Source organism: Pantoea sp. X-Soil-OKNW-556 (genome assembly GCF_059730695.1).
On sequence record NZ_AP035990.1, the window covers coordinates 3,613,588 to 3,638,170 of the forward strand.

The window sequence follows — 24,583 nt, forward strand, 5'->3', positions numbered from 1 at the left end:
TTACTCCTGGGGAATGAAATCGCTGGACGGAACGGTAAAGGTGGTGCCGAGATACTGCTGTTGCAGCCTGGTCAGCTCGCCATCTTTCTGCATCGCCAGAATGTGGTCGCTCAGAGCTTTGTTCAGGCTGCCGTCTTCTTTACGCGTTGCCCAACCCATCCATTGTGACGGACCGACTTCTCCGACCTGCGCCACTTTGCTCGGGTACTTCTTCACCACCGGCGCCAGCACGGAGATATCGTCGTAGACGAAATCCGCGCGTTTGGTCATCAGGGTGCTGACGGTTTGATCCAGCGAATCGACGCTGATGATGGTGATCGGTTTCTTACCGGCTTTTTTCAGTTCGTCGTTAAAGCCTTTCAACAATTGTTCTGGCACGCTGGCGCTTTTCACGGCACCGCGCAGGCCGGACAGACTTTCCGGGCTGAGGGTTTTGCCGCTAAAGGTTTTGGCTTCATCTTCGCGCACCAGCACACCGTTGACGGTTTTGCTGTAGGGCACGGTGAACAGCACTTTTTTCGCCCGTTCGGCGGTGACATTGAGGGAGGAACCTTCGGCGTTAAACGAGCCGGAAATCAGGCCCGGCAAAATGCCGCTGAAGGCGGTTTTCTGAAACTCCAGTTTCACGCCGAGATCTTTGGCGAAGGATTGCATGATCGCCACGCTGTAGCCAGTGATCGCGCCGCTGTCGTCGGTGTACTCATACGGAGGAAATGTCGGGTCGATACCGACGGTGATTTTGCCGCTGCTTTTGATATCGGCCAGCGTATCGGCTTGCGCCTGTGCCAGCGATCCAACAGATAAAAGTGCGGCGATGAGCCAAGCGGTTTTTTTCATTATGGTGTTTCCCTGGTGTTGGTGAAATGTCTTTTTCTTCTGAGCATATTTTGTGCCAGATTTTTCACACACCACGCATACCAGGGTCGGGGATATCATTTTTCCCTGTACAATCATAAAGAAACATTTGTTTCTTAGTTCATATTTGTCGTTTCTGTGATTTCATACATTGGAAACAGGGATGCCCGCCAGCGCACCATTTCGGTGCAATGGCGGGTGCAATATGCGCCAGCGCGGGGCGTTATTCGAGTTCGTCGAGGGATTGGTGCAGCGCTTCAACCTGGGCGAGGTAATCGTTGCTGGCTTTGCCCATCTCGCGCGCCACCAGGGAGCACAGCAAGTTGCAGATGCCGGAGAGTGCAGCGGTGCTGTCAAAAATCAGGCTACTGTCGGTGTGGCAGCGTACCACCCATTGCGCATGGCGGGCCGGTTTGCCGGACAGCACATCGGCCAGATACAGCATCGGTACCTGGCGCTCGGCCAACGCATTCATCGCGGCCTCTAACGCTGGCATACGACGACGCAGGCCAACGCAAATCACCACATCCTGTTCATTCAGTGATGCCAGATGCTCCGCCAGCGAATCGCCGGGGCGAGGCAGCAGGCGTATATCGGGGTGAACGTGGATCAGATCGCGATAGATCAGTTGCGCAATGGTCTGGCTATGACGCCAGCCCATCACCACCACGCGCCGTGCGCGGGCGATGGCGCTGACCGCATCCTGCAACTGGCTGCTCTCCAGCGTGCGATAGCTGTTCACCAGATTGGCGATCTCTTTTTCCAGATGTTGCTGCATGATGCTGTCGAGCGGTGAAGCGCTGGGTGCGGCTTGCAGATAAAGCGGTGAACCGCTGCTCTGCATATCACGCGCCTGACGGCGAGCGGCTTCGTAGCTTTCATAACCGAGGTGGCGGAAAAAACGCGTGGTGGTGGCTTTGGAAACCCCGGCGCTGTGCGCCAGTTCAGTGGCGGTATTCATGGCGAGCTGGCCTGGGGCTGCCAGCAGTACGTCGGCCAGCCGCTGTTCGTGGCTGGAGAGTTGCTCCCAGTGCTGACGAATCCGGCCTTCCAGTGATGCCGTTTTTGCACTCATGGTGGATCCCTGAAAATAAAAAAACCATCCTGCACAGAGCGTGCCGGGTTGTCATCTGGATTTTTTAATGGAGAAAAAAGGTCGGCATCAATGCCGACCTTTTCCGGATGTAGCGGCGCGATTTATCGCGCGGGGTTTCCCACATCGTGCACTGGACTGCGCGATTAATCGCGCCGCTACGGATGGTGTGATTATTTACCTGAAGGGCGCAGTGCCGGGAACAGGATTACGTCGCGAATGGTGTGGCTGTTGGTAAACAACATCACCATACGGTCGATACCAATACCCAGACCGGCAGTTGGCGGCAGACCATGTTCCAGCGCGGTGACATAGTCTTCGTCATAGAACATCGCTTCGTCATCACCGGCATCTTTAGCGTTCACCTGTTGCAGGAAACGCTCAGCCTGATCTTCCGCATCATTCAGCTCGGAGAAGCCGTTACCGATTTCACGACCACCGATGAAGAATTCAAAGCGATCGGTGATTTCCGGGTTCTCGTCGTTACGACGTGCCAGCGGTGACACTTCTGCCGGATATTCGGTGATGAAGGTCGGCTGGATCAGATGCGCTTCGGCGGTTTCTTCGAAGATCTCGGTAACCACGCGGCCCAGACCCCAGCTCTTCTCGACTTTGATGTGCAGTGAGTTGGCAATCGCCACGGCTTTGTCGAAATCATCCAGATCCGCCAGATCAGTTTCCGGACGGTACTTTTTGATCGCTTCGCGCATGGTGAGTTTTTCGAACGGCTTGCCGAAATCGAAGGTGTTCTCACCGTACGGGACTTCCGTGGTGCCGAGGACGTCCTGCGCCAGAGTACGGAACAGGCTTTCGGTCAGCTCGATCAGATCTTTGTAATCCGCATACGCCATGTAGAGTTCCATCATGGTGAACTCTGGGTTGTGGCGCGGAGAGATGCCTTCGTTACGGAAGTTACGGTTGATCTCAAACACGCGATCAAAACCGCCAACCACCAGACGCTTCAGATACAGTTCCGGCGCAATACGCAGGTACATATCGATGTCGAGCGCATTGTGATGGGTGATAAACGGACGGGCTGACGCACCACCCGGGATCACCTGCATCATCGGGGTTTCCACTTCCATAAAGTCGCGACCAACCATGAACTGACGAATGCCCGCCATGATTTTTGAACGCACCTGGAAGGTGTGACGCGATTCGTCGTTGGCAATCAGGTCCAGGTAACGCTGACGATAACGGGTTTCCTGATCGGCCAGGCCGTGGAATTTGTCCGGCAAAGGACGCAGCGCTTTGGTCAGCAGACGCAGTTCTGAGCAGTGGATTGACAGCTCACCGGTTTTGGTTTTGAACAGCTTACCGCGTGCGCCGAGGATATCGCCGAGATCCCACTTCTTGAATTGCTCGTTGTAGACGCCTTCCGCCAGATCATCGCGCGCCACGTACAACTGAATGCGGCCACCGACGTCCTGCAACGTGATGAATGACGCTTTGCCCATGATACGGCGGGTCATCATACGACCGGCAACACTGACCTCGATGCCAAGGTCTTCCAGCTCTTCGTTGCTCTTTTCGTCATAGCTGGCGTGCAGCTGATCGGAGGTGGTGTCACGGCGAAAATCGTTAGGAAACGCCACGCCGGTTTCACGCAGCGCGCTGAGTTTTTCGCGACGCGTTTTCAGTTCGTTATTTAACTCAAGTGCGGCATCAGCGCTCTGCGGTTGTTGTTCAGACATGTCGGTTCCTTATAGCCCTGCTTTTAAACTTGCTTCAATAAAACGATCGAGATCGCCATCCAACACCGCCTGGGTGTTACGCGTTTCTACGCCAGTACGCAGATCTTTGATGCGCGAATCATCGAGAACGTATGAACGGATCTGGCTGCCCCAGCCGATGTCAGATTTGTTATCTTCCGCCGCCTGTTTCTCAGCATTTTTCTTTTGCATCTCAAGCTCATACAGCTTCGCTTTCATCTGCTTCATGGCCTGATCTTTGTTCTTATGCTGCGAACGATCGTTCTGACACTGGGTCACGGTGCCGGTCGGAATGTGGGTGATACGTACCGCAGATTCCGTACGGTTAACGTGCTGACCACCCGCGCCCGAAGCACGGTAAACGTCAATACGCAGATCTGCCGGGTTGATTTCGATATCAATATCGTCATCCACTTCCGGATAGATAAAGGCAGAACTGAAGGAGGTGTGACGACGGCCACCCGAGTCAAACGGACTCTTACGCACCAGGCGATGGACGCCGGTTTCGGTACGCAGCCAGCCGAAAGCATATTCGCCAGAAACACGAATGGTGGCGGATTTCAGACCGGCCACTTCACCTTCTGACTCTTCAATAATCTCGGTTTTGAAGCCTTTGGCTTCTGCCCAGCGCAGGTACATGCGCATCAGCATGCTGGCCCAGTCCTGCGCTTCGGTGCCGCCGGAACCGGCTTGCAGGTCGATGTAGCAGTCGGCGCTGTCGTATTCACCGGAGAACATACGACGGAATTCCAGTTCACCCAGCTTGGTTTCCAACACGTCCAGCTCGGCAATGGTGTCGTTGAAGGTTTCTTCGTCATCGGCTTCAACCGCCAGCTCCAGCAGGCCCTGCACATCTTCCAGCCCCTGATACATCTGGTCCAGGGTGCCGACGATGATTTCTAACGACGAACGTTCTTTACCCAGCGCTTGCGCACGCTCAGGTTCGTTCCAGACGTCAGGTTGTTCCAGCTCGGCGTTTACTTCTTCGAGGCGTTCTTTCTTGGCATCGTAGTCAAAGATACCCCCTAAGAACGTCGCTGCGCTCGGTGAGGTCCTGAATACGGTTTTTGACCGGGTTGATTTCAAACATGGCTTTTCAGTCTTTTTTGACGATTCGTGAGAGGAGAAAAATCTAACGCGCTAGTTTAACCGAAAGCGCGTTCACTTTATAGCTTTGCTGGCCGCTTATGCCAGCGGCCACAGATGGTCGATAATCAGCTGCACCGAACGGTTGCCACGATACTCGTTAATGTCCAGTTTGTAGGCCAGTTCGACCTGGCGCACGCTGCTGTCCGGCCACAAAGTCGTATCAACGTTAAAGGCGATGCCATCCAGCAACGGACCTCCGCCAATCGGCTCCACCATCACTTTCAGATGACGTTCACCCACCAGCCGTTGTTGCAGCAGTTTAAACCGGCCATCAAATACCGGTTCAGGGAATGCCTGGCCCCAGGGTCCCGCTTCCCGCAGTAGCTCAGCGGTTTGCAGCGAAAACTCCTGCGCGCGCAATTCACCATCTGACCAGACTACCCCCTGCAACGCTTCGCCATCCAGCCATTCGTCAATCAACGCGGCAAAGCGCTGACGAAACTCTTCGTAGCGAGCTTCTTGCAGCGATAATCCCGCGGCCATCGCATGACCGCCGAATTTGATCATCAGGCCAGGATGCAGGGTATCGAGACGTTCCAGCGCGTCACGCAGATGGAGCCCGGCAATCGAGCGGCCAGAGCCCTTCAGCGTGCCGTCCCCTGCCGGAGCGAAAGCGATCACCGGACGGTGGAAACGCTCCTTGAGGCGCGAAGCCAAAATCCCTACCACTCCCTGATGCCACTCGGGATGGTAGAACGCCAGACCGAGCGGCAAGTCGGTGTGTTGTCGCTCCAGCGCATCACACAACGCCAGCGCTTCGCTTTTCATGCCCTGCTCAATCTCTTTACGCGTCTGATTCAACGCGTCCAGCTCGTTGGCCAGCATGCGCGCTTCGCTGATGTCTTCGGTCAGCAACAAGGCAACGCCCACCGACATATCATCCAGACGCCCCGCCGCATTGAGACGGGGACCGATGGCGAAACCGAGATCGCTCGCCACCAGTTGTCGCGCATCGCGATTGGCGATTTCCAGCAACGCACGAATACCGGCGCGGCATTTCCCGGCGCGGATGCGGCTTAAGCCTTGCCACACCAGAATGCGGTTGTTGGCATCCAACGGTACCACGTCAGCCACGGTGCCCAGCGCTACCAGATCAAGCCATTCCGCCAGATTGGGTTCCGCCCGGCCCTCGCTAAACCAGTTTTGCGTACGCAGGTACGCGCGCAACGCCAGCATCAGATAGAAGGCGACGCCCACGCCCGCCAGCGCCCGTGAGGGGAAATCGCTGTCGTTCAGATTTGGGTTAACAATGGCTTCGGCAGCAGGCAGCGTTTCACCCGGCAGGTGGTGATCGGTGACCAGCACCGGGATGCCATGCTGATGCGCCGTATCGACGCCCGCATGCGACGAAATGCCGTTATCTACCGTGAGGATCATCTCGGCACCGCGCGCCCGCGCCTGCTCCACCACTTCCGGGCTGAGGCCGTAGCCATCTTCAAAACGGTTGGGGACAAGGTAGTCGATGTTGCCACCGAGACTGCGCAGCGCCAGCACCGTTAACGCGGTGCTGGTGGCACCATCGGCGTCAAAATCGCCCACCACCACAATGCGGCGACCGTCGCGCAGCATCTGATGCAGCAGCGTCACCGCAGCATCGATGCCACCAAGCGTTTGCCACGGCAGCAGATGTTTAGCACCGCGTTCGAGTTCAGCGGCATCACGCACGCCACGTTGCAGGTAGAGCCGCCGCAGCAGCGGCGGCAAATCGGCAGGCAAGGTATCGTCGGCATGGGGTTCACGCCGACGCAGTTCAACAGAATGGATCACTGTGGATTAACCGCCACTTTTCTGGCCGTCGAGCACTTGCTTCAGCTCCTGTGGCCCCTGATAACCCGGGATCATCATGCCGCTGTCGGTCAGGATGGCAGGCGTGCCCTGAATACCAAACAGGATGCCCAGTTTATATTGCTGGTCGAGATCGATTTTGCAGGTCGCCGGTGCGTCCATCTGCGGCGCATTACCTTTCATCGCCTCATCAAACTGTTTGTTACGATCGGCACTGCACCAGATGGCTTTCATCGCTTTTTCGACCTGACCATGCAGACCTTCACGCGGGAATGCCAGGTAACGCACGGTGATGCCCAACGCGTTGTAGTCAGCCATTTGCTCATGCAGCTTACGGCAATAACCACAGGTAATGTCGGTAAACACGGTGATAACGTGTTGTTGTTTCGGCGCTTTGTAGATAATCATTTGCGGTTCCAGCGCCGTGACTTTCTTCTCCAGCAGCTGGTTCGTCACGTTCACCGGTTGTGCGCCGCTGACATCGTACAACGGCCCCTGAATCATGTGCTTACCATCGTCGGTGACGTACAACACGCCACTCTCCGTCAGCACAGTTTTGATGCCTGGCAGCGGTGACGGCTGAATTTCCGTCTGTTGCAGTCCCAACTTTTTCAAAGCCTGCTGGATGGCGCTGTCATCGGCATGAACCAGCCCGGAGAAGGTGCTGACCAGCAGAGCCAGCATCGTTAACTGTTTTTTCATCTCATTTCCTTGTTGCCGCGTTTCAGGCGCGCGGATGATGCTGTTGATGTAACAATCGCAAGCGCTCAGTGGCAACGTGCGTATAAATTTGGGTAGTGGAAAGGTCGCTGTGACCTAACAACATCTGTACGACGCGCAAATCGGCACCGTGGTTCAATAGATGTGTCGCAAAAGCGTGGCGCAACACATGCGGCGACAGTTTTTCGCTGTCGATTCCGGCCAGCAAAGCGTAGTGCTTAATCCGGTGCCAGAACGTCTGACGGGTCATCTTTTGCGCGCGATTGCTGGGGAATAGCACATCCAGCGTCTGGCCATTGAGCAACCACGGACGACCATGCGTCATATAATGCTCAATCCAGTAAATCGCTTCTTCACCCATTGGCACAAGGCGCTCTTTGTTGCCTTTACCAATCACCCGCACCACCCCCTGACGCAGGCTGACATCGCTCAGGGTTAACCCCACCAGCTCAGAAACGCGCAGACCGGTGGCGTAGAGTAGCTCCAGCATCGCTTTGTCGCGCAGTTCGAGCGGAATCTCAATCGAGGGTGCCTGCAACAGGCGTTCTACCTGGCTTTCACTCAGATCCTTGGGCAAGCGCTGCGGGAGTTTCGGGGCGGAAAGCAGTGCGCTGGGATCGTCGCTACGCAGCTTTTCACGGTAAAGATATTGAAACAACCGCCGGATGGCGCTCAGGGTACGTGCTGAGCTGGTGGCTTTATAACCGCCCTCCACCCGTTCCGCCAGAAACTGCTGCAAGTCGAGTGCTTCCAGCGTCAGCAGCGTGCGCTCATGATGATGCAGCCAGCCGGTGAGAGTTTGCAGATCCTGGCGATAGGATGCGAGGGTATTTTGTGCCAGATTGCGCTCAATCCAGAGCGTATCCAGAAACTGTTCAATCAGGTCGCTGTCTGCCACTTTCTCCCTCCAGCCGGTGTGAAATCGTGCTCATTATGCCTGAAAAGCGCCTGCTTCTGGTACAATTGCGCCAGAGTGAGTCTCAGACAGAGCATTAATTGCATGAATATCGGCCTGTTTTACGGTTCAAGTACCTGCTACACCGAAATGACCGCGGAGAAGATTCGCGACTTTATTGGTGAAGAATTAGTCACCCTGCACAACCTGAAAGATGACGATCCGGCGTTGATGGAGCAGTACGATTTGCTGATCCTCGGTATCCCAACCTGGGACTTCGGTGAGTTGCAGGAGGATTGGGAAGCGATTTGGCCGCAAATCCCGGCGCTGAACCTGCGCGGAAAAATTGTCGCCCTGTATGGCATGGGTGACATGATTGGCTACAGTGAATGGTTTCTCGACGCGCTGGGTATGCTGCATGAACTGTTGCAGCCGATGGGCGTGCAGTTTGTCGGCTACTGGCCGCTGGAAGGCTACGAATTTACCAGCCCGAAACCGTTAACCGCCGATGGCAAACAATTTGTCGGTCTGGCGCTTGATGATGTGAACCAGTTTGAACTGAGTGATGAACGCATCGAACAATGGTGTGAACAGATTCTGACGGAAACCGCCGCGCTACTTTAACGCGTGATTCCTACGATGTAGCGGCGCGATTTATCGCGCGGTTTTTTCCACATTACGCACGAAACCGCGCGATAAATCGCGCCGCTACGGGCTTAAACAGCAGGCGCGCAATCTGCGCCAGTTGCCTTCTGGCATGTTGTCATGCATCAGCCACAACCGCCTGCATTGCCCCTGGTCGTTACGTAGCACCAGCAAGACGCCAATCGGCAACCAGCCTGGTGCGCACGCGTTGTGCCAGCGCATATCATCCCAGTGCCAGATACCCTGATGATCCAACGAAAGTGGCCCGCAGCATCGTTGCAACTGCCGTTGGTGACGCCATCCCTCCACCAGCAATACCAACAACAACGGCGCTTTACTCCAGCGCCATGTTTCCGGCCAGGGCAGGCAAACCACCAGTGAACAACAAAGCAGCAGCATCAGCGCCTGCAATATCCGGGCGCTGTGCGATGGATGCAGCTTACATCGCCACCGGACCGCGTTCACGATTGCGCTGCTGAATCAGTTTCACCATACGCTGAAACTCGGGATCGACCGGTTCACCGTGGTTCATCATCCAGTTGAATAAATCCGGGTCGTCGCTTTTCAATAAGGCCACGAACACCTGCTTGTCGGTGTCAGTCAGCGAATCGTACTCATATTTGAAAAACGGCATGATAGCGATGTCCAGCTCCAGCATGCCCCGACGGCACGCCCATTGGACGCGGGCTTTGTCATGAATATCCATGTCTCTTTTCCACAGCGGCAAACAATGGCACTCAGTGTACCTGCTTTTTTTCGCGGGTGCAGGCGTCACTGCACTGGCTGTGCAGTGACGCGCAAAACCCTTTCACACAATGCAGGGTTATCACGCGATTTGTGCGTCAGGTTCCGCAAACTGGTTGCAAAGCCGCGCTGCTCTTTTAACATGGAAAGATTGTCTACGGATGAACCCATTAATCAGGAAAAACCCATGCCCATATTTACCCTTCCCCCTCGTCAGCCGACTGCATCATCTCGTCTGCCTTTAACCCTGATGTCACTCGATGAGTGGGCGCTGGTTGCGGTGCAGGGCAAAGACAGCACCTCGTATTTGCAAGGCCAACTGACGCTGGATGTAGCCGCGCTGGATGCGACACAGCATCGTCCGGCCGCGCATTGCGATGCCAAAGGGAAAATGTGGAGCAGCCTGCGTCTGTTTCATCGTGGCGAAGGTTATGGCTACCTGGTACGCCGTAATCTGCGTGATACCCAGCTTACGGAGCTGAAAAAATATGCGGTGTTCGCCAAGGTGGCCATTGCCGCCGATGATGATGCCGTACTGCTGGGCCTGGCTGGCTTCCAGGCACGCACGGCACTGGCAGGTCTGTTCCCGGTGCTGCCGGATGCCACAACCCCGGTGGTGGAGCAGGGCGACACGACTCTGCTGTGGTTTGAGCAACCGGCGGAACGCTTCCTGTTGGTTACTACGCTGGCCCAGGCTGAAGCGCTGAAGGATAAACTGACGGGTGATGCGCAATTCAATGACAGCACGCAGTGGCTGGCACTGGATATTGAAGCAGGCATTCCGGTGATTGACAGCGCCACCAGCGCACAGTTGATCCCACAAGCCACTAACCTGCAAGCGCTGGATGCCATCAGCTTTAAAAAAGGCTGCTACACCGGGCAGGAGATGGTAGCACGCGCGAAATTCCGTGGCGCCAACAAACGCGCGCTGTACTGGCTGGCTGGCCAGGCCAGCCATCTGCCACCGGCCGATGGGTCGCTGGAATTACAGATGGGTGACAGGTGGCGTCGCACCGGCACCGTGCTCACCGCCGTTCAACTGGATGACGGTGAAGCATGGATTCAGGTGGTGATGAATAACGATCTGGAACCGGATAGCGTGCTGCGGGTGGAGGGTGATGAAGGGGGCAAGCTGACTATTCAGCCATTGCCCTATTCTCTCGAAGATTAAATTTCTCAGGCTTCCTTTTCCCTCACCCCGCCCCTCTCCCGCAAGACGGGAGAGGGAGATATGTCATATGCAAGACCGGGAGGATGGATTTTACATCACATAGAAATAAATAGCGCAGAAGTGGCACACACTGCCACCCAACACAAACGCGTGCCAGATTGCATGGTTATAGGGGATGCGGCGCGCGACATAGAAAATCACGCCTAACGAGTACACGATCCCGCCCGCCGCCAGCAGCCATACGCCACCCGCTGACAATTTTGTTGCCAGTTGATAAATCACCACCAGCGACAGCCAGCCCATACTGAGATAGGTGACCAGCGATAGCACCTTAAAACGGTGGGCAATGGTGAGTTTAAAGATGATTCCCGCCAGCGCGAGGCTCCAGATGACAATCATCAGCCCTTTAGCCAGCGACGATTTCAGTCCCACCAGCAGGAATGGCGTATACGTCCCCGCAATCAGCAAATAGATGGCACAGTGGTCAAATTTTTTCAGCCAGTATTTGGCTTTCTGGTGTGGAATGGCGTGATAAAGGGTCGACGCCAGAAACAGCAGGATCATGCTGCCACCATACAAACTGTAGCTGGTGATCGCGGTGGCATCCGCCTGCATTTCAACGGCTTGCGTTAAAAGCAATACCAGGCCAATAATGCCAAACAGGCAGCCTAATCCGTGGCTGATACTGTTAGCAATCTCCTCTGCCAGCGAATAGCCCTGAGCGATAAGACGGTTCTGTACCATGAGAGTGCATCCCGAAAAACGAAGAAACTGACTGTGCTTTTTCTGTGCATCAGAGTAACCAGAATTAATTTCAGTGTACACATGTACGCTAAAATTAATCTGTGAATCAGTGTTTCAGCCAGTATGATCAGACGTAGCGGCGCGATTTATCGCGCGGTTTTTCCGGCACAGCACGCGAAATTGCGCGATAAATCCGCGCCGCTACGGATCGGAGAGATATTTTGTTTACCGCCCACCTGCGGCATCAATGATAGTGCCGGTGATATAGGATGCGGCATCACTGGTGAGCCAGAGGATAGCCTCGGCGATCTCTTGCGGCTGACCGCCACGCCCCATTGGGATAACGCTGGCAAGCCGATCTACCCTGCCAGGTTCACCACCGTCAGCATGCATTTCGGTGTAAATAAATCCCGGACGTACGCCGTTCACGCGAATCCCCTGCGCGGCAACTTCCAGCGATAAGCCTTTAGTAAGTGTATCCATCGCGCCTTTGGAGGCGGCGTAATCCACATATTCTCCTGGCGCTCCGGTTCTGGCCGCGGCGGATGACACGTTGACGATCGCGCCACCGCTGCCGCCGTGTTGGGTTCCCATGCGCTTCACCGCTTCGCGGCAGCATAAGAACGTACCGGTGACATTGGTAGCAAAGACACGCTGGAGGCGTTCTGCGGTCAGGTCTTCAGTGCGGCACTGCTGAAACAGAATGCCCGCATTGTTGACCAACACCTTCAGCGGCGCTTCGTAGCGGTCAAGCTGCTGAAACATCCGTACCACCTGCGCTTCATCGGCGATATCCGCCTGCACCGTAAACGCCTTGCCACCCTGTGCTTCGATGGCGGCGACCACCTGTTGCGCTTCAGCTTCACGCTGGCGGTAATTCACCGCCACGCAATAACCTGCCTGCGCCAGTAATAACGCCGTAGCACGACCGATACCGCGACTTGCGCCAGTGACTAATGCCAGTTCCATTTTGCCTCCAAAGAAAAAGGCCGGTTTCCCGGCCTTCGATAACGTGTGGTTCAGTGTAGCTTACGCATACTCACTCATCGGTACGCAGCTACAGAACAGGTTGCGATCGCCAAACACATCATCCAGACGTTTTACCGTCGGCCAGTATTTGTTAGCGCTGCCTGCCGGGAACACGGCCAGCTCACGGCTGTACGGATGCGCCCACTCACCAACGATCTCCATCTGAGTGTGCGGCGCATTGACCAGCGGGTTGTCCTCTGCCGGCCATTCACCATCTGCCACACGATCGATTTCCATACGGATTGCCAACATCGCATCAATAAAGCGATCCAGCTCGATTTTGCTCTCTGATTCCGTCGGCTCGACCATCAGCGTCCCCGCAACCGGGAATGACATGGTTGGCGCATGGAACCCGTAATCGATCAGACGTTTGGCGATATCCATTTCGCTGATGCCGGTTTGTTCTTTCAGCGGGCGAATATCAAGAATACATTCATGCGCCACGCGATCATCGCGACCGGTATAGAGAATCGGATAGGCTGACTGCAAACGGCTGGCGATGTAGTTGGCATTGAGGATTGCCACCGAACTCGCCTGCTTCAATCCTTCAGCACCCATCATGCGGATATACATCCAGCTGATCGGCAGAATCGAGGCACTGCCAAAGGGGGCTGCGGATACCGCGCCCTGCTGCGTCAGTACACCATCAATCTGCACTACGCTATGGCCCGGTACAAACGGTGCCAGATGCGCTTTCACGCCGATCGGTCCCATACCTGGGCCGCCACCGCCGTGTGGAATACAGAAAGTTTTATGCAGGTTAAGGTGAGAGACATCCGCGCCGATATAACCTGGCGTGGTGATCCCCACCTGTGCGTTCATGTTGGCGCCATCCAGATAAACCTGACCGCCGTACTGATGCACGATCTGGCACACTTCACGGATAGTCTCTTCATACACGCCGTGCGTTGACGGGTAGGTCACCATGATGCAGGAGAGTTTATCGCCTGACTGCGCCGCTTTCTCACGCAGATCGCCGAGGTCGATGTTGCCCTGTTTGTCACAGGCCACCACCACCACCGACATTCCCGCCATCTGTGCCGACGCCGGGTTGGTGCCATGCGCAGAGCTGGGGATCAAACAAATATGACGATCGCCTTCGTTACGGCTTTCGTGGTAGCGACGGATAGCCAGCAAGCCAGCATATTCACCCTGCGCACCAGAGTTCGGCTGCATACACAGCGCGTCGTAACCGGTCAGCTGTACCAACCACTGCGACAGTTGGCCGATCATTTGCAGATAACCGGACGCCTGTTCTGCCGGGCAGAACGGGTGCAGTTCAGCGAATTCCGGCCAGGTAATTGGGATCATCTCTGCGGCGGCGTTCAGTTTCATGGTGCAGGAACCGAGCGGGATCATCGCCTGGTTCAGCGCCAGATCCTTTTTCTCCAGGCTGTGCATATAACGCATCATCTCAGTTTCGCTGTGATGACGGTTAAATACCGGGTGCTCGAGAATCGCACTCTGGCGCTGCTGCGCTGCCGGGATTCCGCTGTTTTCAGCAGCCACGGCGCTGTCCAGCGCATCAATGTCCTGGCCATGTTCATCACCCAGCAAAATGGCGAACAGCGCCTGCACGTCTTCACGACGGGTAGTTTCATCCAGCGTGATGCCCACGGCGTGATGAATGTCGCTACGCAGGTTAACACCGAAACTCAGAGCACGGTTTAGCACTGCCGCTTTGTCAGCCACTTCGACGGTCAGGGTATCGAACCAGCTATTGTGGCGCAGTTTCAGTCCGCCATTTTTCAGTCCGGCCGCCAGGATGCTGGTCAGACGGTGGATACGCGAAGCAATACGTTTCAGGCCAGCCGGTCCATGATAAACCGCATAGAAACCAGCGATGTTTGCCAGCAGCACCTGTGAAGTACAGATGTTGGAGTTGGCCTTCTCACGGCGGATATGCTGTTCACGGGTTTGCATCGCCATACGCAGCGCGGTGTTACCGGCGGCATCGCGCGACACACCGATGATACGCCCCGGCATAGAACGCTTGTGCTCGTCACGGCTGGCAAAAAATGCCGCGTGAGGACCACCGTAGCCCATTGGCACACCGAAACGTTGCGCAGAACCAAATACAATGTCTGCGCCCTGCTTGCCCGGTGCTTCCAGTTGCACCAACGCCATAAAGTCAGAGGCGACACTCACCACCACTTTGCGGCTTTTCAGCTCGGCAATCAGCGAACGGTAGTCATGCACTTCACCGGTGGTACCCGCCTGTTGCAGCAGCACACCAAACAGGTCGTCATGATCGAGCGCTTTTGCTGCGCTATCGATAATCAGTTCAAAACCAAAGGTTTCGGCACGCGTACGCACCACATCCAGTGTTTGCGGATGGATGTCGTCAGCGATAAAGAATTTGTTGGCATTTTTTAGCTTGCTGACGCGTTTTGCCATCGCCATCGCTTCAGCGGCGGCGGTGGCTTCGTCAAGCAGTGAAGCCGATGCGATATCAAGGCCGGTCAGGTCCAGCGTCAGGGTCTGGAAGTTGAGCAGCGCTTCCAGACGGCCCTGCGACACTTCCGGCTGGTACGGGGTATAGGCGGTGTACCAGCCCGGATTTTCCAGCATGTTGCGCAGAATCACCGGAGGGGTGATCACCGCAGTGTAGCCCATACCAATCCAGGATTTATAACGCTGGTTCTGACTGGCAATTGCTTTCAGCTCTGCCAGCGCCTGCTGCTCGGTGGCTGCATCACCCACAGCGGGCGGTCCCGGCAATTGGATGTCGGCAGGCACAATGGAACCAATCAGGGATTCCAAAGAGCTGGCACCAATCGCTTCCAGCATGGTGGCCTGTTGCTCCGGCGTTGGTCCGATATGGCGCTCAATAAAAGCACCGTTATGTTCAAGCTGGCTGAGAGTCTGAGTCATTAGCAGTAAATCCTGAATCGGGCTGGGTATTAATACAGACAAAAAAGAAAGGTGCCGCCACGCGACACCTTCTGATACTGGCGCTTAATCTTCGATGGTTTTTTTATAACCTTCGGCATCCATCAACGACTCGAGTTCAGACTCATCGCTGGCCTTGATTTTGAACAGCCAACCGTCGGTGTAGGGGTCGCTGTTGATCAGTTCCGGTGAGCTTTCCAGCTCTTCGTTGACCGCCAAAATTTCGCCACTGATGGGAGCGTAAATATCAGAAGCCGCTTTTACCGATTCGGCAACTGCGCAATCTTCACCGCTCTCAACCACGCGGCCCACTTCCGGCAGATCGACAAACACCATGTCACCCAACAGCTCCTGAGCATGTTCGGTAATCCCTACGGTGTAGGTGCCATCGGCTTCCTGACGCACCCACTCGTGGCTATCTTTGTACTTCAATTCGTTTGGTACATTGCTCATCGCCAAATCTCCTGAAAAAGTTACTGTGCGACCGGTTTACCGGCGCGAACAAAAATTGGTTTGGTGACCTTTACCGGCATTTCACGATTGCGGATTTCCACAATCGCCTGCTCGCCAATTCCGGCTGGCACGCGTGCCAGCGCAATGCTGTATCCCAGCGTCGGTGAGAAGGATCCACTGGTAATAATACCCTGCTGCGGCTGACCTTGTTCATCGGTGAAACGTACCGGCAGGCCGTTACGCAACACCCCTTTTTCGGTCATGATCAGACCGACCAGTTTTTCTGTTCCGGCAGCGCGCTGAGCTTCCAACGCCTCGCGGCCAATAAAATCACGGTCGGTGGGTTCCCAAACAATGGTCCAGCCCATATTCGCCGCCAGCGGTGAAACGCCCTCGTCCATCTCCTGGCCGTAGAGGTTCATCCCCGCTTCCAGACGCAACGTATCACGCGCACCCAAACCAGCCGGTTTAACCCCTGCCGCCAACAGGCGCTGCCAGAAATCCGCGGCGGCGTTAGCCGGCATGGCAATTTCGTAGCCCGCTTCACCGGTATAACCGGTGGTAGCGATAAACAGATCATCCGCCTGCACACCGAAGAACGGTTTCATGCCCGCGACGGCATCACGTTGCGCGGCACTGAACAGCGACTGCGCTTTCTGTTGCGCATGCGGTCCCTGCACCGCGATCAGTGCTAAATCGTCACGTTCAGTCAGGGTAATGCCATACGGCTGTGCGTGTTCACCAATCCATGCAAGGTCTTTCTCACGCGTGGCTGAGTTCACCACCAGACGGAAGAAGTCCTCGGTCATAAAGTAAACAATCAAATCATCAATGACGCCACCTGATGCATTTAGCATGCCGGTGTAAAGCGCTTTGCCTGGCTGGGTCAGTTTGGCGACGTCGTTCGCCAGCAGGTAACGCAGAAATTCGCGGGTGCGGGCACCGTGCAGGTCAACGATGGTCATGTGGGAAACATCAAACATGCCGGCATCAGTGCGTACCACATGATGCTCATCCATTTGCGAGCCGTAGTGGAGCGGCATCATCCAGCCGTGAAAATCCACCATACGTGCGCCGCAGGCCTGATGCTGTTCGAATAGAGGCGTTTGCTGAGTCATAACCATCCTGTAGAAACAAGTGAGCGTGACGCGCCTGCGTAGCCGATTGCGGCTGACGCAAACGTTCTCTTTGCGCTGACGTTACCACCGAACGAGGCAATTAACCATAAGCAAAACGAGGGCGAACTTGCGTTGGGCGTCAGCAAAACGCCGCACAGGATGCAGGATAATTCACTGGTTTTATGTGATTAACCACGCACAAAATACAACAAGTTAACTTTTATACAGAAAAATAATGTAATCCAGCACTCCGTATGGGCCAATGGCACCGCATAAAAAAATCTTTTGCATGAGAAAATGTAATGCGAATTACGACGTAAAATTAGAATAAATCAAACGAGGCGCAAAAAGGGTGCGAGAATGCCTCAGGATGGTGCAAAGGAGGCAATGATCGTAGCGGCGCGATTTATCGCGCGGGTTTTACCGGCATCGCGAACGGATTCGCGCGATAAATCGCGCCGCTACAGGAAGGGGAGATTAGCGCAGCCAGGCGGGGATATCATTCAGCCCCATGGCCTGCTTGAGCATCATCGGTTTGATGCCTGGCAAGGTATCGGCCAGTTTCAACCCGACATCACGCAGCAATTTCTTGGCCGGATTGCTGCCCGCAAATAATTCACGGAAGCCCTGCATACCCGCCAGCATTAACGCAGCACTGTGCTTGCGACTGCGTTCATAACGGCGCAGATAGAGATGCTGACCAATATCCTTGCCCTGACTGTGCAGGCGGCGGATTTCACCGATCAACTCCGCCGCATCCATAAAGCCGAGATTGACACCCTGGCCTGCCAATGGGTGGATGGTGTGCGCGGCATCGCCGACCAGCGCCAGTCGGTGCGCAGCAAAGTTACGTGCATAGCGCGCCATCAGCGGGAAGGTTTTACGTTCGCTCTCGACCTGGCACAGACCCAGGCGCATATCGAACGCGACGGAAAGCTGTTGATTAAACAGCGCTTCGGGCATCGCCTGCAAACGGCTGGCTTCCTGCGGCGACAACGACCAGACAATGGAGCTGAGATGCGGGTCCTGCATCGGCAAAAATGCCAGAATGCCGTCGCCGTGGAACACCTGGCGCGCCACCGCATCATGCGGCAGATCGGTGCGGATATTTGCCACCAGCGCGTGATGATCATAATCCCAGAAAGTGATAGGAATATCGGCCTTATCACGCAACCACGAGTTGGCACCGTCAGCGGCAATCAATAAACGCGCGCTCATCATGCTGCCGTCCTGGAGCGTGATAAAGGCTTCGTTGTCGCCAAACGCCACCTGCTGCAACTGCGCCGGAGCCAGCAAGGTGATATCGCTGCACTGGCTGGCACGTTGCCACAGCGCGCTGTGAATCACCGGATTTTCAATAATATGGCCGAGATGTGCGAGGCCCTGCTGCTCATCATCGAAACTGATGCTGCCAAAGCTGTCCTGATCCCACACTTCCATGCCGTGATACGCGCTGGCGCGCAGAGCCAGAATCGTTGACCAGACATCCAGTTTTTGCAGCAGGCGTTCGCTGGCGGCATTGATTGCCGAGACGCGAACGGATGGCGCAGCTGCCGGATCAAACTGCGGTTCTGCGGCCTTCTCCAGCACCGCGACGCGTAATCCGCTGCCTTGCAGCCCACAGGCGACGGCCAGTCCGACCATGCCACCACCAGCGATAGCCACATCAAAAGTTTGCATTGCTGCCCCTTAATTCATGCTTAACGTTTTACCCAGCCGAGCGTACGCGCGGCAAGGGGGTTTCGCAGCCACGGCAGGTGGTCCATCGCCACCAGCCCAAAATTTCGTCCTGCCACTAGCGGAGCATAACGGTTGGCGAACAACCGCACCAGACCATCGGTGACGCCAATGGTGGCGGCACGGTCCGGTTGGCGTCGTGCGGCAAAATGATGCAGCACCGCATAACTGCCAGGGTCCTGACGCTGGCGCCAGGCGCTGGCGAGATTTTCCGCCAGCGACATCACATCACGCAGGCCGAGGTTAAAGCCCTGCCCGGCAATGGGATGCAGCGTTTGCGCCGCATTGCCAACCAGCGCCAGACGATGCGCCACCTGGCGTTCAGCCGTTTGCAACGCCAGCGGGTAGATTTCGCGCTGACCGGTATGGGTGAAGCGCCCGAGACGCCAGCCAAAGGCCTGTTGCAACTCACGCAGGAAAGTCGCGTCATCCCACTGCATCAGGGCTTCTCGGTCATCCAGCGGATGACACCATACCAGTGACATGCGATTGCCCGACATCGGTAACAGCGCCAGTGGGCCATGTTCGGTAAAACGCTCAAAGGCGCGCCCCTGATGTGGCAACTGCGTGGTGACATTGGCAATCACCGCCAATTGCTGATAATCCTCACGCTGCCAGTTAATGCCGCAGGAGGCAGCCAGCGGTGAACGCGAACCGTCAGCCGCCACCAACAAAGCACCGTCCAGTTGCTCGCCGCTATCGAGCGTGACCTGCACGTTATCAGCGCTGCGTGACACCGCTGTGACCTGCGCCGGGCAACGTAACGTTACACCCGGCGCCTGTTTCAGACGCTGGAACAGCCGTTGTCCAACATCGAACAACTCCACCACCTGCCCCAACGCCGGGAGCTGATAATCCGCCGCCTGCATCGAGACAAACCCAGTGTGGCCACGGTCAGAAACGTGCACCTGGGTGATTGGCGTGCCGCAATCCTGCAATGAACGCCACAGATCGATCTCCGCCAGTTGCTGGCAAGTGCCGGCTGCCAGCGCGATGGCACGGCCGTCATACCCCGGATGCGCACGGCTGTCCGGCTCACTGCGCTCTATCAGCGTTACCGGCAGTTTTCCCTGAGTGAGATGGGATAACGCCAGTGCCAGAGTGGCACCGGTCATGCCGCCGCCTGCAATCAGAATGCTCATGCCTGTCGTGCCGCCGCCATTAAGGCTTCAATCGCATCAGCATCCTTCACTACGCTGTCGGTCAGATTCTCGTTGCCGTCTTCGGTGATGACGATGTCATCTTCGATACGAATACCGATTCCGCGATATTGCGGAGGCACCCTGGCGTCTGGTGCGATATACAGACCAGGCTCAATGGTCAGAACCATGCCGGGTTCGAGGATGCGGTCGCGGCTTGGTGTGCCGTAGTGACCGACATCATGTACATCCAGCCCCAGCCAATGGCTCAAACCGTGCATAAAAAATTCACGATGGGCCTGCTCGGCCAGCAGGGCATCCACTTCGCCTTCCATCACCCCCAGTTCCACCAGGCCGGTGACCATGATACGCACCACTTCTTCGTTCACGTCATGGATGCTCACGCCCGGACGGAAGAGTTCCAGCGCTTTGTACAGTGACGCCAGCACGATGTCGTAAATGGCACGCTGAGGGGCGGTGAACTTGCCGTTAACCGGGAAGGTTCGCGTGATATCGCCCGCGTAGCCCTGGAATTCGCAACCTGCGTCAATCAGTACCAAATCACCATCGCGCATCTCGCACTCATTTTCGGTGTAGTGCAGGATGCAGCCGTTTTCACCCGCTCCGACAATGGTGTTGTAGGAGGGAAAACGTGCGCCGTGACGATTGAACTCATGCTGGATTTCACCTTCAAGCTGATATTCAAACATCCCCGGACGACAGACCTGCATGGCGCGGGTATGGGCCAGCGCGCTGATTTCCCCGGCACGACGCAGGATGGCGATCTCTTCGGGTCCTTTGAACAGGCGCATATCATGCACCCACGGACGCCAGTCGGTGAGGGTATCTGGCGCGCTCAGGTTCTGACGGAAGCCACGACGCAGTTTTTCCAGCGCACTGAACACCAGTTTGTCGGCTTCGGCATACAACCCCTGGGCGTGATACACCACATCCAGACCGTTTAACAGTTGATGCAGTTGTTCGCCAATATCGTCCCACGGCAATGCCCGGTCCACGCCGAGTTTCGCCGGTGCCGCATCCTGGCCCAGACGACGGCCAAACCAGATTTCGGCGGTCAGATCACGCACGCGGTTGAACAACACGCTGTGGTTGTGCGTCTCGTCGCTTTTAATCAACACCAGCAACGCCTGCGGCTCGTTAAAACCGGTGAAATACCAGAAATCGCTGTTCTGACGGAAGGGATACTCGCTGTCGTTACTGCGCGTCACTTCCGGCGCAGCAAAAATCAATGCGGCACTACCGGGCGCCATACGGGCAATCAGCGCCTGACGACGTTGCTGGAAAGTTTCCAGTGTAATCATGTTTGCACTCCCTGTTGAAAAGCGGGCACGGCAGTACCCGGAATGACGCGCTTAGTGTAGCGTGGGCTTCTGTACTTCAGGTGCTGTCGGCGGTCGCGGCTGGGTGAAGGTGTCGTGACACAGCAGCGCGGCAACGCGCACATACTCAATCACCTCTTCGAGTGATTGCTCAAGCTCTTCCTGATCTTCATCTTCGTCGTAGCCCAGTTGAGCGATGGTGCGCAGGTCATCAATCGCTTCTCCGGTTTCGCCGGTGACCTTGTCCAGTTTCGGCTGAGTCACACCCAGTCCCAGCAGGAAATGGTTGACCCATCCCGCCAGCGCATCGGCACGGTCAAATACCGTGATGTCATCGTCGTCAGGCAACATCAGTTGAAACAGGAAACCCTCTTCATCCAGAGTGTTGGTCAGGCTTTCATGGAGCGCCTGCAACGGCTGCGACAGGCTTTGTGAAAAGGCCATGCCTTCGTTGGTGAGGTCGTGCACCAGCGTCTTCCAACTGTTATCCTGGTTACCGCCGCACAGGATGCCGCAAATCAGGCCGTGCATTTCGGCGGGTGTCATTCCCACGCCCTGCTGGGAAAGCGCCGCTGCCAGCGCGTTGTAAGTGGGCGTTGCGTTCTGTAAAGACATAAGCTTTGGTCGTCGTTGGCAGAATAAGTTCGTGTTATGCTACCACCAGGTGCCTCAGGGTTTCCAGAAAAGGGGTTGTAACTTCTCACCCAGGTCTATATAGTTGCGCTCCTCCCAAGCCATTGACTGCTAAGGGAGATGCGGGCGAAGTAATCAGTCAGGAAGGTGGCATGTCTGCACAACCGGTAGATATTCAGATTTTTGGTCGTTCGTTGAGAGTGAATTGTCCGCCTGAACAGCAAGATGCGCTGAATGCGGCAGCTGAGGACCTCAATCAACGGTTGCAAGATTTAAAAGTTCGCACTAGAGTCACAAATACAGAGCAACTGGTGTTCATCGCCGCGTTAAACATCTGCCACGAATTGGCACAAGAGAAAGGTAAGACGCGCGACTACGCAGCCAATATGGAACAACGTATTCGTATGCTGCAACAGACCATTGAACAAGCATTAGTTGAGCAAGGTCGCATAACTGATCGCCAGGGCACAAAGTTTGAATAACACTTCATGGTTATCGTGATACAGTAACGGTGAAGTAAATTTTCTCTGAGATGTTTGCATGCGGGCCAGTCCCCTGAGCCGATATTTCATTACCACAGAATGTGGCGCTCCGTAACTTGTGAGCATGCTCGGTCCGTCCGAGAAGCCTGATAGTTGCGACGACACATTCACCTTGAACCAAGGGTTCAAGGGTTACAGCCTGCGGCGGCATCTCGGAGATCTCCTCTTAGTTCCACTTCTGTTATCCCCCGGTACGCATGATATAGTGGCTGGCAACAGCCGACTTTGCCGGGGATATCATGTCTGAACCCTCATTTCGTGACCGACAAGACATTCGTCAACATGTGCGTCATCTGCGCCGCAACCTCACGGCTGAACAGCAGGAACAAGCCGCCGATTTGCTGGCAGAGCATGCGATAAATTTTGCGCCCATCAGCAATGCCGAACGTATTGCGTTGTTCTTGTCCGTTGATGGGGAGTTGAATACTCGCCCACTCATCGCCAAGCTCTGGCAACAGAAAAAACAGGTTTTCCTGCCGGTGCTGCACCCTTTCGCCCCCGGAAATTTACTGTTCCTGCGCTACACACCCGACACGCCACTCAGCCCGAATAAATTAAGCATCCCGGAACCGCCGCTGGATATCACCCAAATGGTCACCCTTGATCAGCTGGACGTGGTGATGGTGCCATTAGTCGCGTTCGACCAAAGCGGGCAGCGATTGGGTATGGGAGGCGGTTTTTACGATCGCACGCTACAAAACTGGCAGCAGCATGGTTTTCTACCGGTGGGGATTGCGCATGACTGTCAGCATGTTGAAACGCTGCCAGTAGCGACCTGGGATGTGCCGTTGCCGGTGGTGATTACACCGTCGAAATTGTGGCAGTGGTAACCGGGTTATTGCGCGATAAATCGCGCCGCTACGATAGCTGTAGCAGCGCGATGTTAAATCAGTACAGCAAGCGCGCGCGAATGGTGCCCGGAATCGCCTTCATCAGTTGCAGCGCTTTATCCGCCACATCCTGCTGTGCATCGATATCGATCACCACGTAGCCCATCAGCGGCGAGGTTTGCAGATACTGGGCGGCAATGTTGATGCCCTGCTCGGCAAAAATCTGGTTGATGGCGGTCAGGACACCCGGACGGTTTTCGTGGATGTGCAACAGGCGACTGGCGCTGGCGGCATGCATCGGCAACGACACTTCCGGGAAGTTAACGGCAGACAGGGTTGAACCGTTGTCAGAATACTTCGCCAACTTGCCAGAGACTTCCAGACCGATGTTTTCCTGCGCTTCCTGCGTCGAACCACCGATATGTGGCGTCAGAATCACATTATCGAATTCACACAGCGGTGAATTGAACGGATCGCTGTTGGTCGCCGGCTCCACCGGGAACACGTCAATCGCCGCACCCGCCAGATGTTTGTTGGACAAGGCATCGCACAGCGCCGGAATATCAATCACCGTACCGCGTGCGGCGTTAATCAGCAGCGCACCTGGCTTCATCAGCGCCAGTTCAGCGGCACTGATCATATTCTGCGTTGATGGGGTTTCCGGTACGTGCAGGCTGACCACATCACTCATGTTGAGCAGGTCAGACAGGTGACGCACCTGTGTGGCGTTGCCCAGCGGCAGTTTGTTCTCGATATCGTAGAAAAACACATGCATGCCAAGGCTTTCCGCCAGCACACCGAGCTGCATACCGATGTGGCCATAGCCGATGATACCCAGCTTCTTGCCACGAGCTTCATAGGAACCCGCTGCAATTTTATTCCAGATACCGCGGTGCGCTTTGGCGTTCGCTTCCGGGATGCCACGCAGCATCAGCAGCATTTCACCAATCACCAGTTCGGCAACCGAACGGGTGTTGGAGAACGGGGCGTTAAACACCGGCACGCCACGTTTTGCTGCTGCATTCAGGTCAACCTGGTTGGTGCCGATACAGAAGCAGCCAACCGCAACCAGTTTTTCAGCCGCAGCGAAAATCTCTTCGGTCAGTTGGGTACGGGAACGGATACCAATGAAGTGTGCGTCACGAACGGAGGACTTCAGCGTCTCCGCATCCAGTGCACCTTTGTGGAATTCGATGTTGGTGTAACCTGCTGCGCGCAGGTTATCCAGCGCACTCTGATGGACACCTTCCACCAGCAGGAACTTAATCTTGTCTTTTTCCAGTGATAACTCTGCCATTTCCCGACCCTATTCAGAATTCAACGAGGGCTGCCATAAGCCAGCCTTCTGTCAAAATAT

The 24,583-nt window shown here is 55.7% G+C and carries 23 protein-coding genes and 1 other RNA gene; 5 read left to right on the forward strand and 19 right to left on the reverse strand.

Annotation, left to right across the window (positions count from 1 at the left end; genetic code table 11):
• The 7 genes from AC6I8T_RS16855 to xerD all read right to left on the reverse strand — a co-directional run bounded on the left by AC6I8T_RS16855 (position 1) and on the right by xerD (position 8,212).
• The gene (locus AC6I8T_RS16855; RefSeq protein WP_497834162.1) at positions 1-837 is read right to left on the reverse strand and encodes a transporter substrate-binding domain-containing protein; all 837 of its coding nucleotides are present in this window, start codon (positions 835-837) and stop codon (positions 1-3) included.
• 241 nt (positions 838-1,078) lie between these two features.
• Positions 1,079-1,930 carry a MurR/RpiR family transcriptional regulator gene (locus AC6I8T_RS16860; protein ID WP_208723685.1) on the reverse strand — a complete coding sequence of 284 codons (852 nt, stop codon included), beginning with the start codon at positions 1,928-1,930 and terminating at the stop codon, positions 1,079-1,081.
• Positions 1,931-2,121: 191 nt separating this feature from the next.
• Complete coding sequence (lysS, locus tag AC6I8T_RS16865; RefSeq protein WP_208723684.1) at positions 2,122-3,642, reverse strand: lysine--tRNA ligase; 1,521 nt, start codon at positions 3,640-3,642, stop codon at positions 2,122-2,124.
• 9 nt (positions 3,643-3,651) lie between these two features.
• Positions 3,652-4,750, reverse strand: a protein-coding gene (gene prfB, locus AC6I8T_RS16870; protein WP_152521887.1) for a peptide chain release factor 2 whose coding sequence is annotated in 2 segments (ribosomal slippage) — positions 3,652-4,674 and positions 4,676-4,750 — 1,098 coding nt in all. Because the reading frame shifts where the segments join, the coding sequence is not laid out codon by codon here.
• Between the two features lie 95 nt (positions 4,751-4,845).
• The gene (gene recJ, locus AC6I8T_RS16875) at positions 4,846-6,576 is read right to left on the reverse strand and encodes a single-stranded-DNA-specific exonuclease RecJ (RefSeq protein ID WP_497834163.1); all 1,731 of its coding nucleotides are present in this window, start codon (positions 6,574-6,576) and stop codon (positions 4,846-4,848) included.
• 6 nt (positions 6,577-6,582) lie between these two features.
• Complete coding sequence (gene dsbC / locus AC6I8T_RS16880; protein WP_021184615.1) at positions 6,583-7,296, reverse strand: bifunctional protein-disulfide isomerase/oxidoreductase DsbC; 714 nt, start codon at positions 7,294-7,296, stop codon at positions 6,583-6,585.
• Between the two features lie 22 nt (positions 7,297-7,318).
• Complete coding sequence (gene xerD / locus AC6I8T_RS16885) at positions 7,319-8,212, reverse strand: site-specific tyrosine recombinase XerD (protein WP_021184616.1); 894 nt, start codon at positions 8,210-8,212, stop codon at positions 7,319-7,321.
• 102 nt (positions 8,213-8,314) lie between these two features.
• Between xerD and fldB the strand changes: the two genes are divergently transcribed.
• Entirely contained in the window at positions 8,315-8,833 is a 519-nt protein-coding gene (fldB, locus tag AC6I8T_RS16890) for a flavodoxin FldB (RefSeq protein WP_021184617.1), read from the forward strand.
• Positions 8,834-8,917: 84 nt separating this feature from the next.
• Here the strand turns inward: fldB and AC6I8T_RS16895 are convergent, their stop codons facing one another.
• Both AC6I8T_RS16895 and sdhE read right to left on the reverse strand, forming a co-directional pair.
• Positions 8,918-9,319: a protein YgfX gene (locus tag AC6I8T_RS16895; RefSeq protein ID WP_208723683.1), complete on the reverse strand. Its 402-nt coding sequence runs from the start codon at positions 9,317-9,319 to the stop codon at positions 8,918-8,920.
• A complete protein-coding gene (gene sdhE, locus AC6I8T_RS16900; protein ID WP_021184619.1) occupies positions 9,294-9,560 on the reverse strand; it encodes an FAD assembly factor SdhE in 267 nt (88 codons plus the stop codon). Before sdhE ends, AC6I8T_RS16895 begins: the two co-directional genes overlap by 26 nt.
• A gap of 225 nt (positions 9,561-9,785) precedes the next feature.
• Between sdhE and ygfZ the strand changes: the two genes are divergently transcribed.
• Positions 9,786-10,769, forward strand: coding sequence for a tRNA-modifying protein YgfZ (gene ygfZ, locus AC6I8T_RS16905; protein WP_208723682.1), 984 nt, complete (start codon positions 9,786-9,788; stop codon positions 10,767-10,769).
• A 90-nt stretch (positions 10,770-10,859) separates the two neighbouring features.
• Here ygfZ and trhA read toward each other — a convergent pair whose 3' ends face one another.
• The 9 genes from trhA to AC6I8T_RS16950 all read right to left on the reverse strand — a co-directional run bounded on the left by trhA (position 10,860) and on the right by AC6I8T_RS16950 (position 21,836).
• The gene (gene trhA, locus AC6I8T_RS16910) at positions 10,860-11,513 is read right to left on the reverse strand and encodes a PAQR family membrane homeostasis protein TrhA (RefSeq protein WP_021184622.1); all 654 of its coding nucleotides are present in this window, start codon (positions 11,511-11,513) and stop codon (positions 10,860-10,862) included.
• A gap of 225 nt (positions 11,514-11,738) precedes the next feature.
• The gene (locus AC6I8T_RS16915; protein WP_021184623.1) at positions 11,739-12,482 is read right to left on the reverse strand and encodes an SDR family oxidoreductase; all 744 of its coding nucleotides are present in this window, start codon (positions 12,480-12,482) and stop codon (positions 11,739-11,741) included.
• A gap of 60 nt (positions 12,483-12,542) precedes the next feature.
• Complete coding sequence (gene gcvP / locus AC6I8T_RS16920) at positions 12,543-15,416, reverse strand: aminomethyl-transferring glycine dehydrogenase (RefSeq protein WP_208723681.1); 2,874 nt, start codon at positions 15,414-15,416, stop codon at positions 12,543-12,545.
• Positions 15,417-15,500: 84 nt separating this feature from the next.
• Positions 15,501-15,887, reverse strand: a complete 387-nt coding sequence (gene gcvH, locus AC6I8T_RS16925; RefSeq protein ID WP_208723680.1) for a glycine cleavage system protein GcvH — start codon at positions 15,885-15,887, stop codon at positions 15,501-15,503.
• Between the two features lie 20 nt (positions 15,888-15,907).
• Positions 15,908-17,005: a glycine cleavage system aminomethyltransferase GcvT gene (gcvT, locus tag AC6I8T_RS16930; RefSeq protein ID WP_208723679.1), complete on the reverse strand. Its 1,098-nt coding sequence runs from the start codon at positions 17,003-17,005 to the stop codon at positions 15,908-15,910.
• A gap of 477 nt (positions 17,006-17,482) precedes the next feature.
• Positions 17,483-18,685 (reverse strand): FAD-dependent 2-octaprenylphenol hydroxylase, encoded by a 1,203-nt coding sequence (ubiI, locus tag AC6I8T_RS16935; RefSeq protein WP_208723678.1) that lies wholly within the window; start codon positions 18,683-18,685, stop codon positions 17,483-17,485.
• A gap of 20 nt (positions 18,686-18,705) precedes the next feature.
• Positions 18,706-19,884, reverse strand: a complete 1,179-nt coding sequence (gene ubiH, locus AC6I8T_RS16940; protein WP_208723677.1) for a 2-octaprenyl-6-methoxyphenyl hydroxylase — start codon at positions 19,882-19,884, stop codon at positions 18,706-18,708.
• Positions 19,881-21,203, reverse strand: coding sequence for a Xaa-Pro aminopeptidase (pepP, locus tag AC6I8T_RS16945; RefSeq protein ID WP_208723676.1), 1,323 nt, complete (start codon positions 21,201-21,203; stop codon positions 19,881-19,883). The genes ubiH and pepP overlap by 4 nt, the downstream gene beginning before the upstream one ends.
• Before the next feature lie 51 nt (positions 21,204-21,254).
• Complete coding sequence (locus tag AC6I8T_RS16950; RefSeq protein ID WP_013510337.1) at positions 21,255-21,836, reverse strand: YecA/YgfB family protein; 582 nt, start codon at positions 21,834-21,836, stop codon at positions 21,255-21,257.
• Positions 21,837-22,006: 170 nt separating this feature from the next.
• On the opposite strand from AC6I8T_RS16950, the gene zapA reads away from it, so the two are divergent.
• The 3 genes from zapA to AC6I8T_RS16965 all read left to right on the forward strand — a co-directional run bounded on the left by zapA (position 22,007) and on the right by AC6I8T_RS16965 (position 23,226).
• Positions 22,007-22,336: a cell division protein ZapA gene (gene zapA, locus AC6I8T_RS16955; RefSeq protein WP_013510338.1), complete on the forward strand. Its 330-nt coding sequence runs from the start codon at positions 22,007-22,009 to the stop codon at positions 22,334-22,336.
• Between the two features lie 39 nt (positions 22,337-22,375).
• A non-coding RNA gene (gene ssrS, locus AC6I8T_RS16960) (6S RNA) lies at positions 22,376-22,559 on the forward strand.
• Positions 22,560-22,635: 76 nt separating this feature from the next.
• Positions 22,636-23,226 carry a 5-formyltetrahydrofolate cyclo-ligase gene (locus AC6I8T_RS16965; RefSeq protein WP_021184630.1) on the forward strand — a complete coding sequence of 197 codons (591 nt, stop codon included), beginning with the start codon at positions 22,636-22,638 and terminating at the stop codon, positions 23,224-23,226.
• A 58-nt stretch (positions 23,227-23,284) separates the two neighbouring features.
• Here AC6I8T_RS16965 and serA read toward each other — a convergent pair whose 3' ends face one another.
• Positions 23,285-24,523: a phosphoglycerate dehydrogenase gene (gene serA / locus AC6I8T_RS16970; protein WP_208723675.1), complete on the reverse strand. Its 1,239-nt coding sequence runs from the start codon at positions 24,521-24,523 to the stop codon at positions 23,285-23,287.
• Between the last annotated feature and the right edge of the window lie 60 nt (positions 24,524-24,583).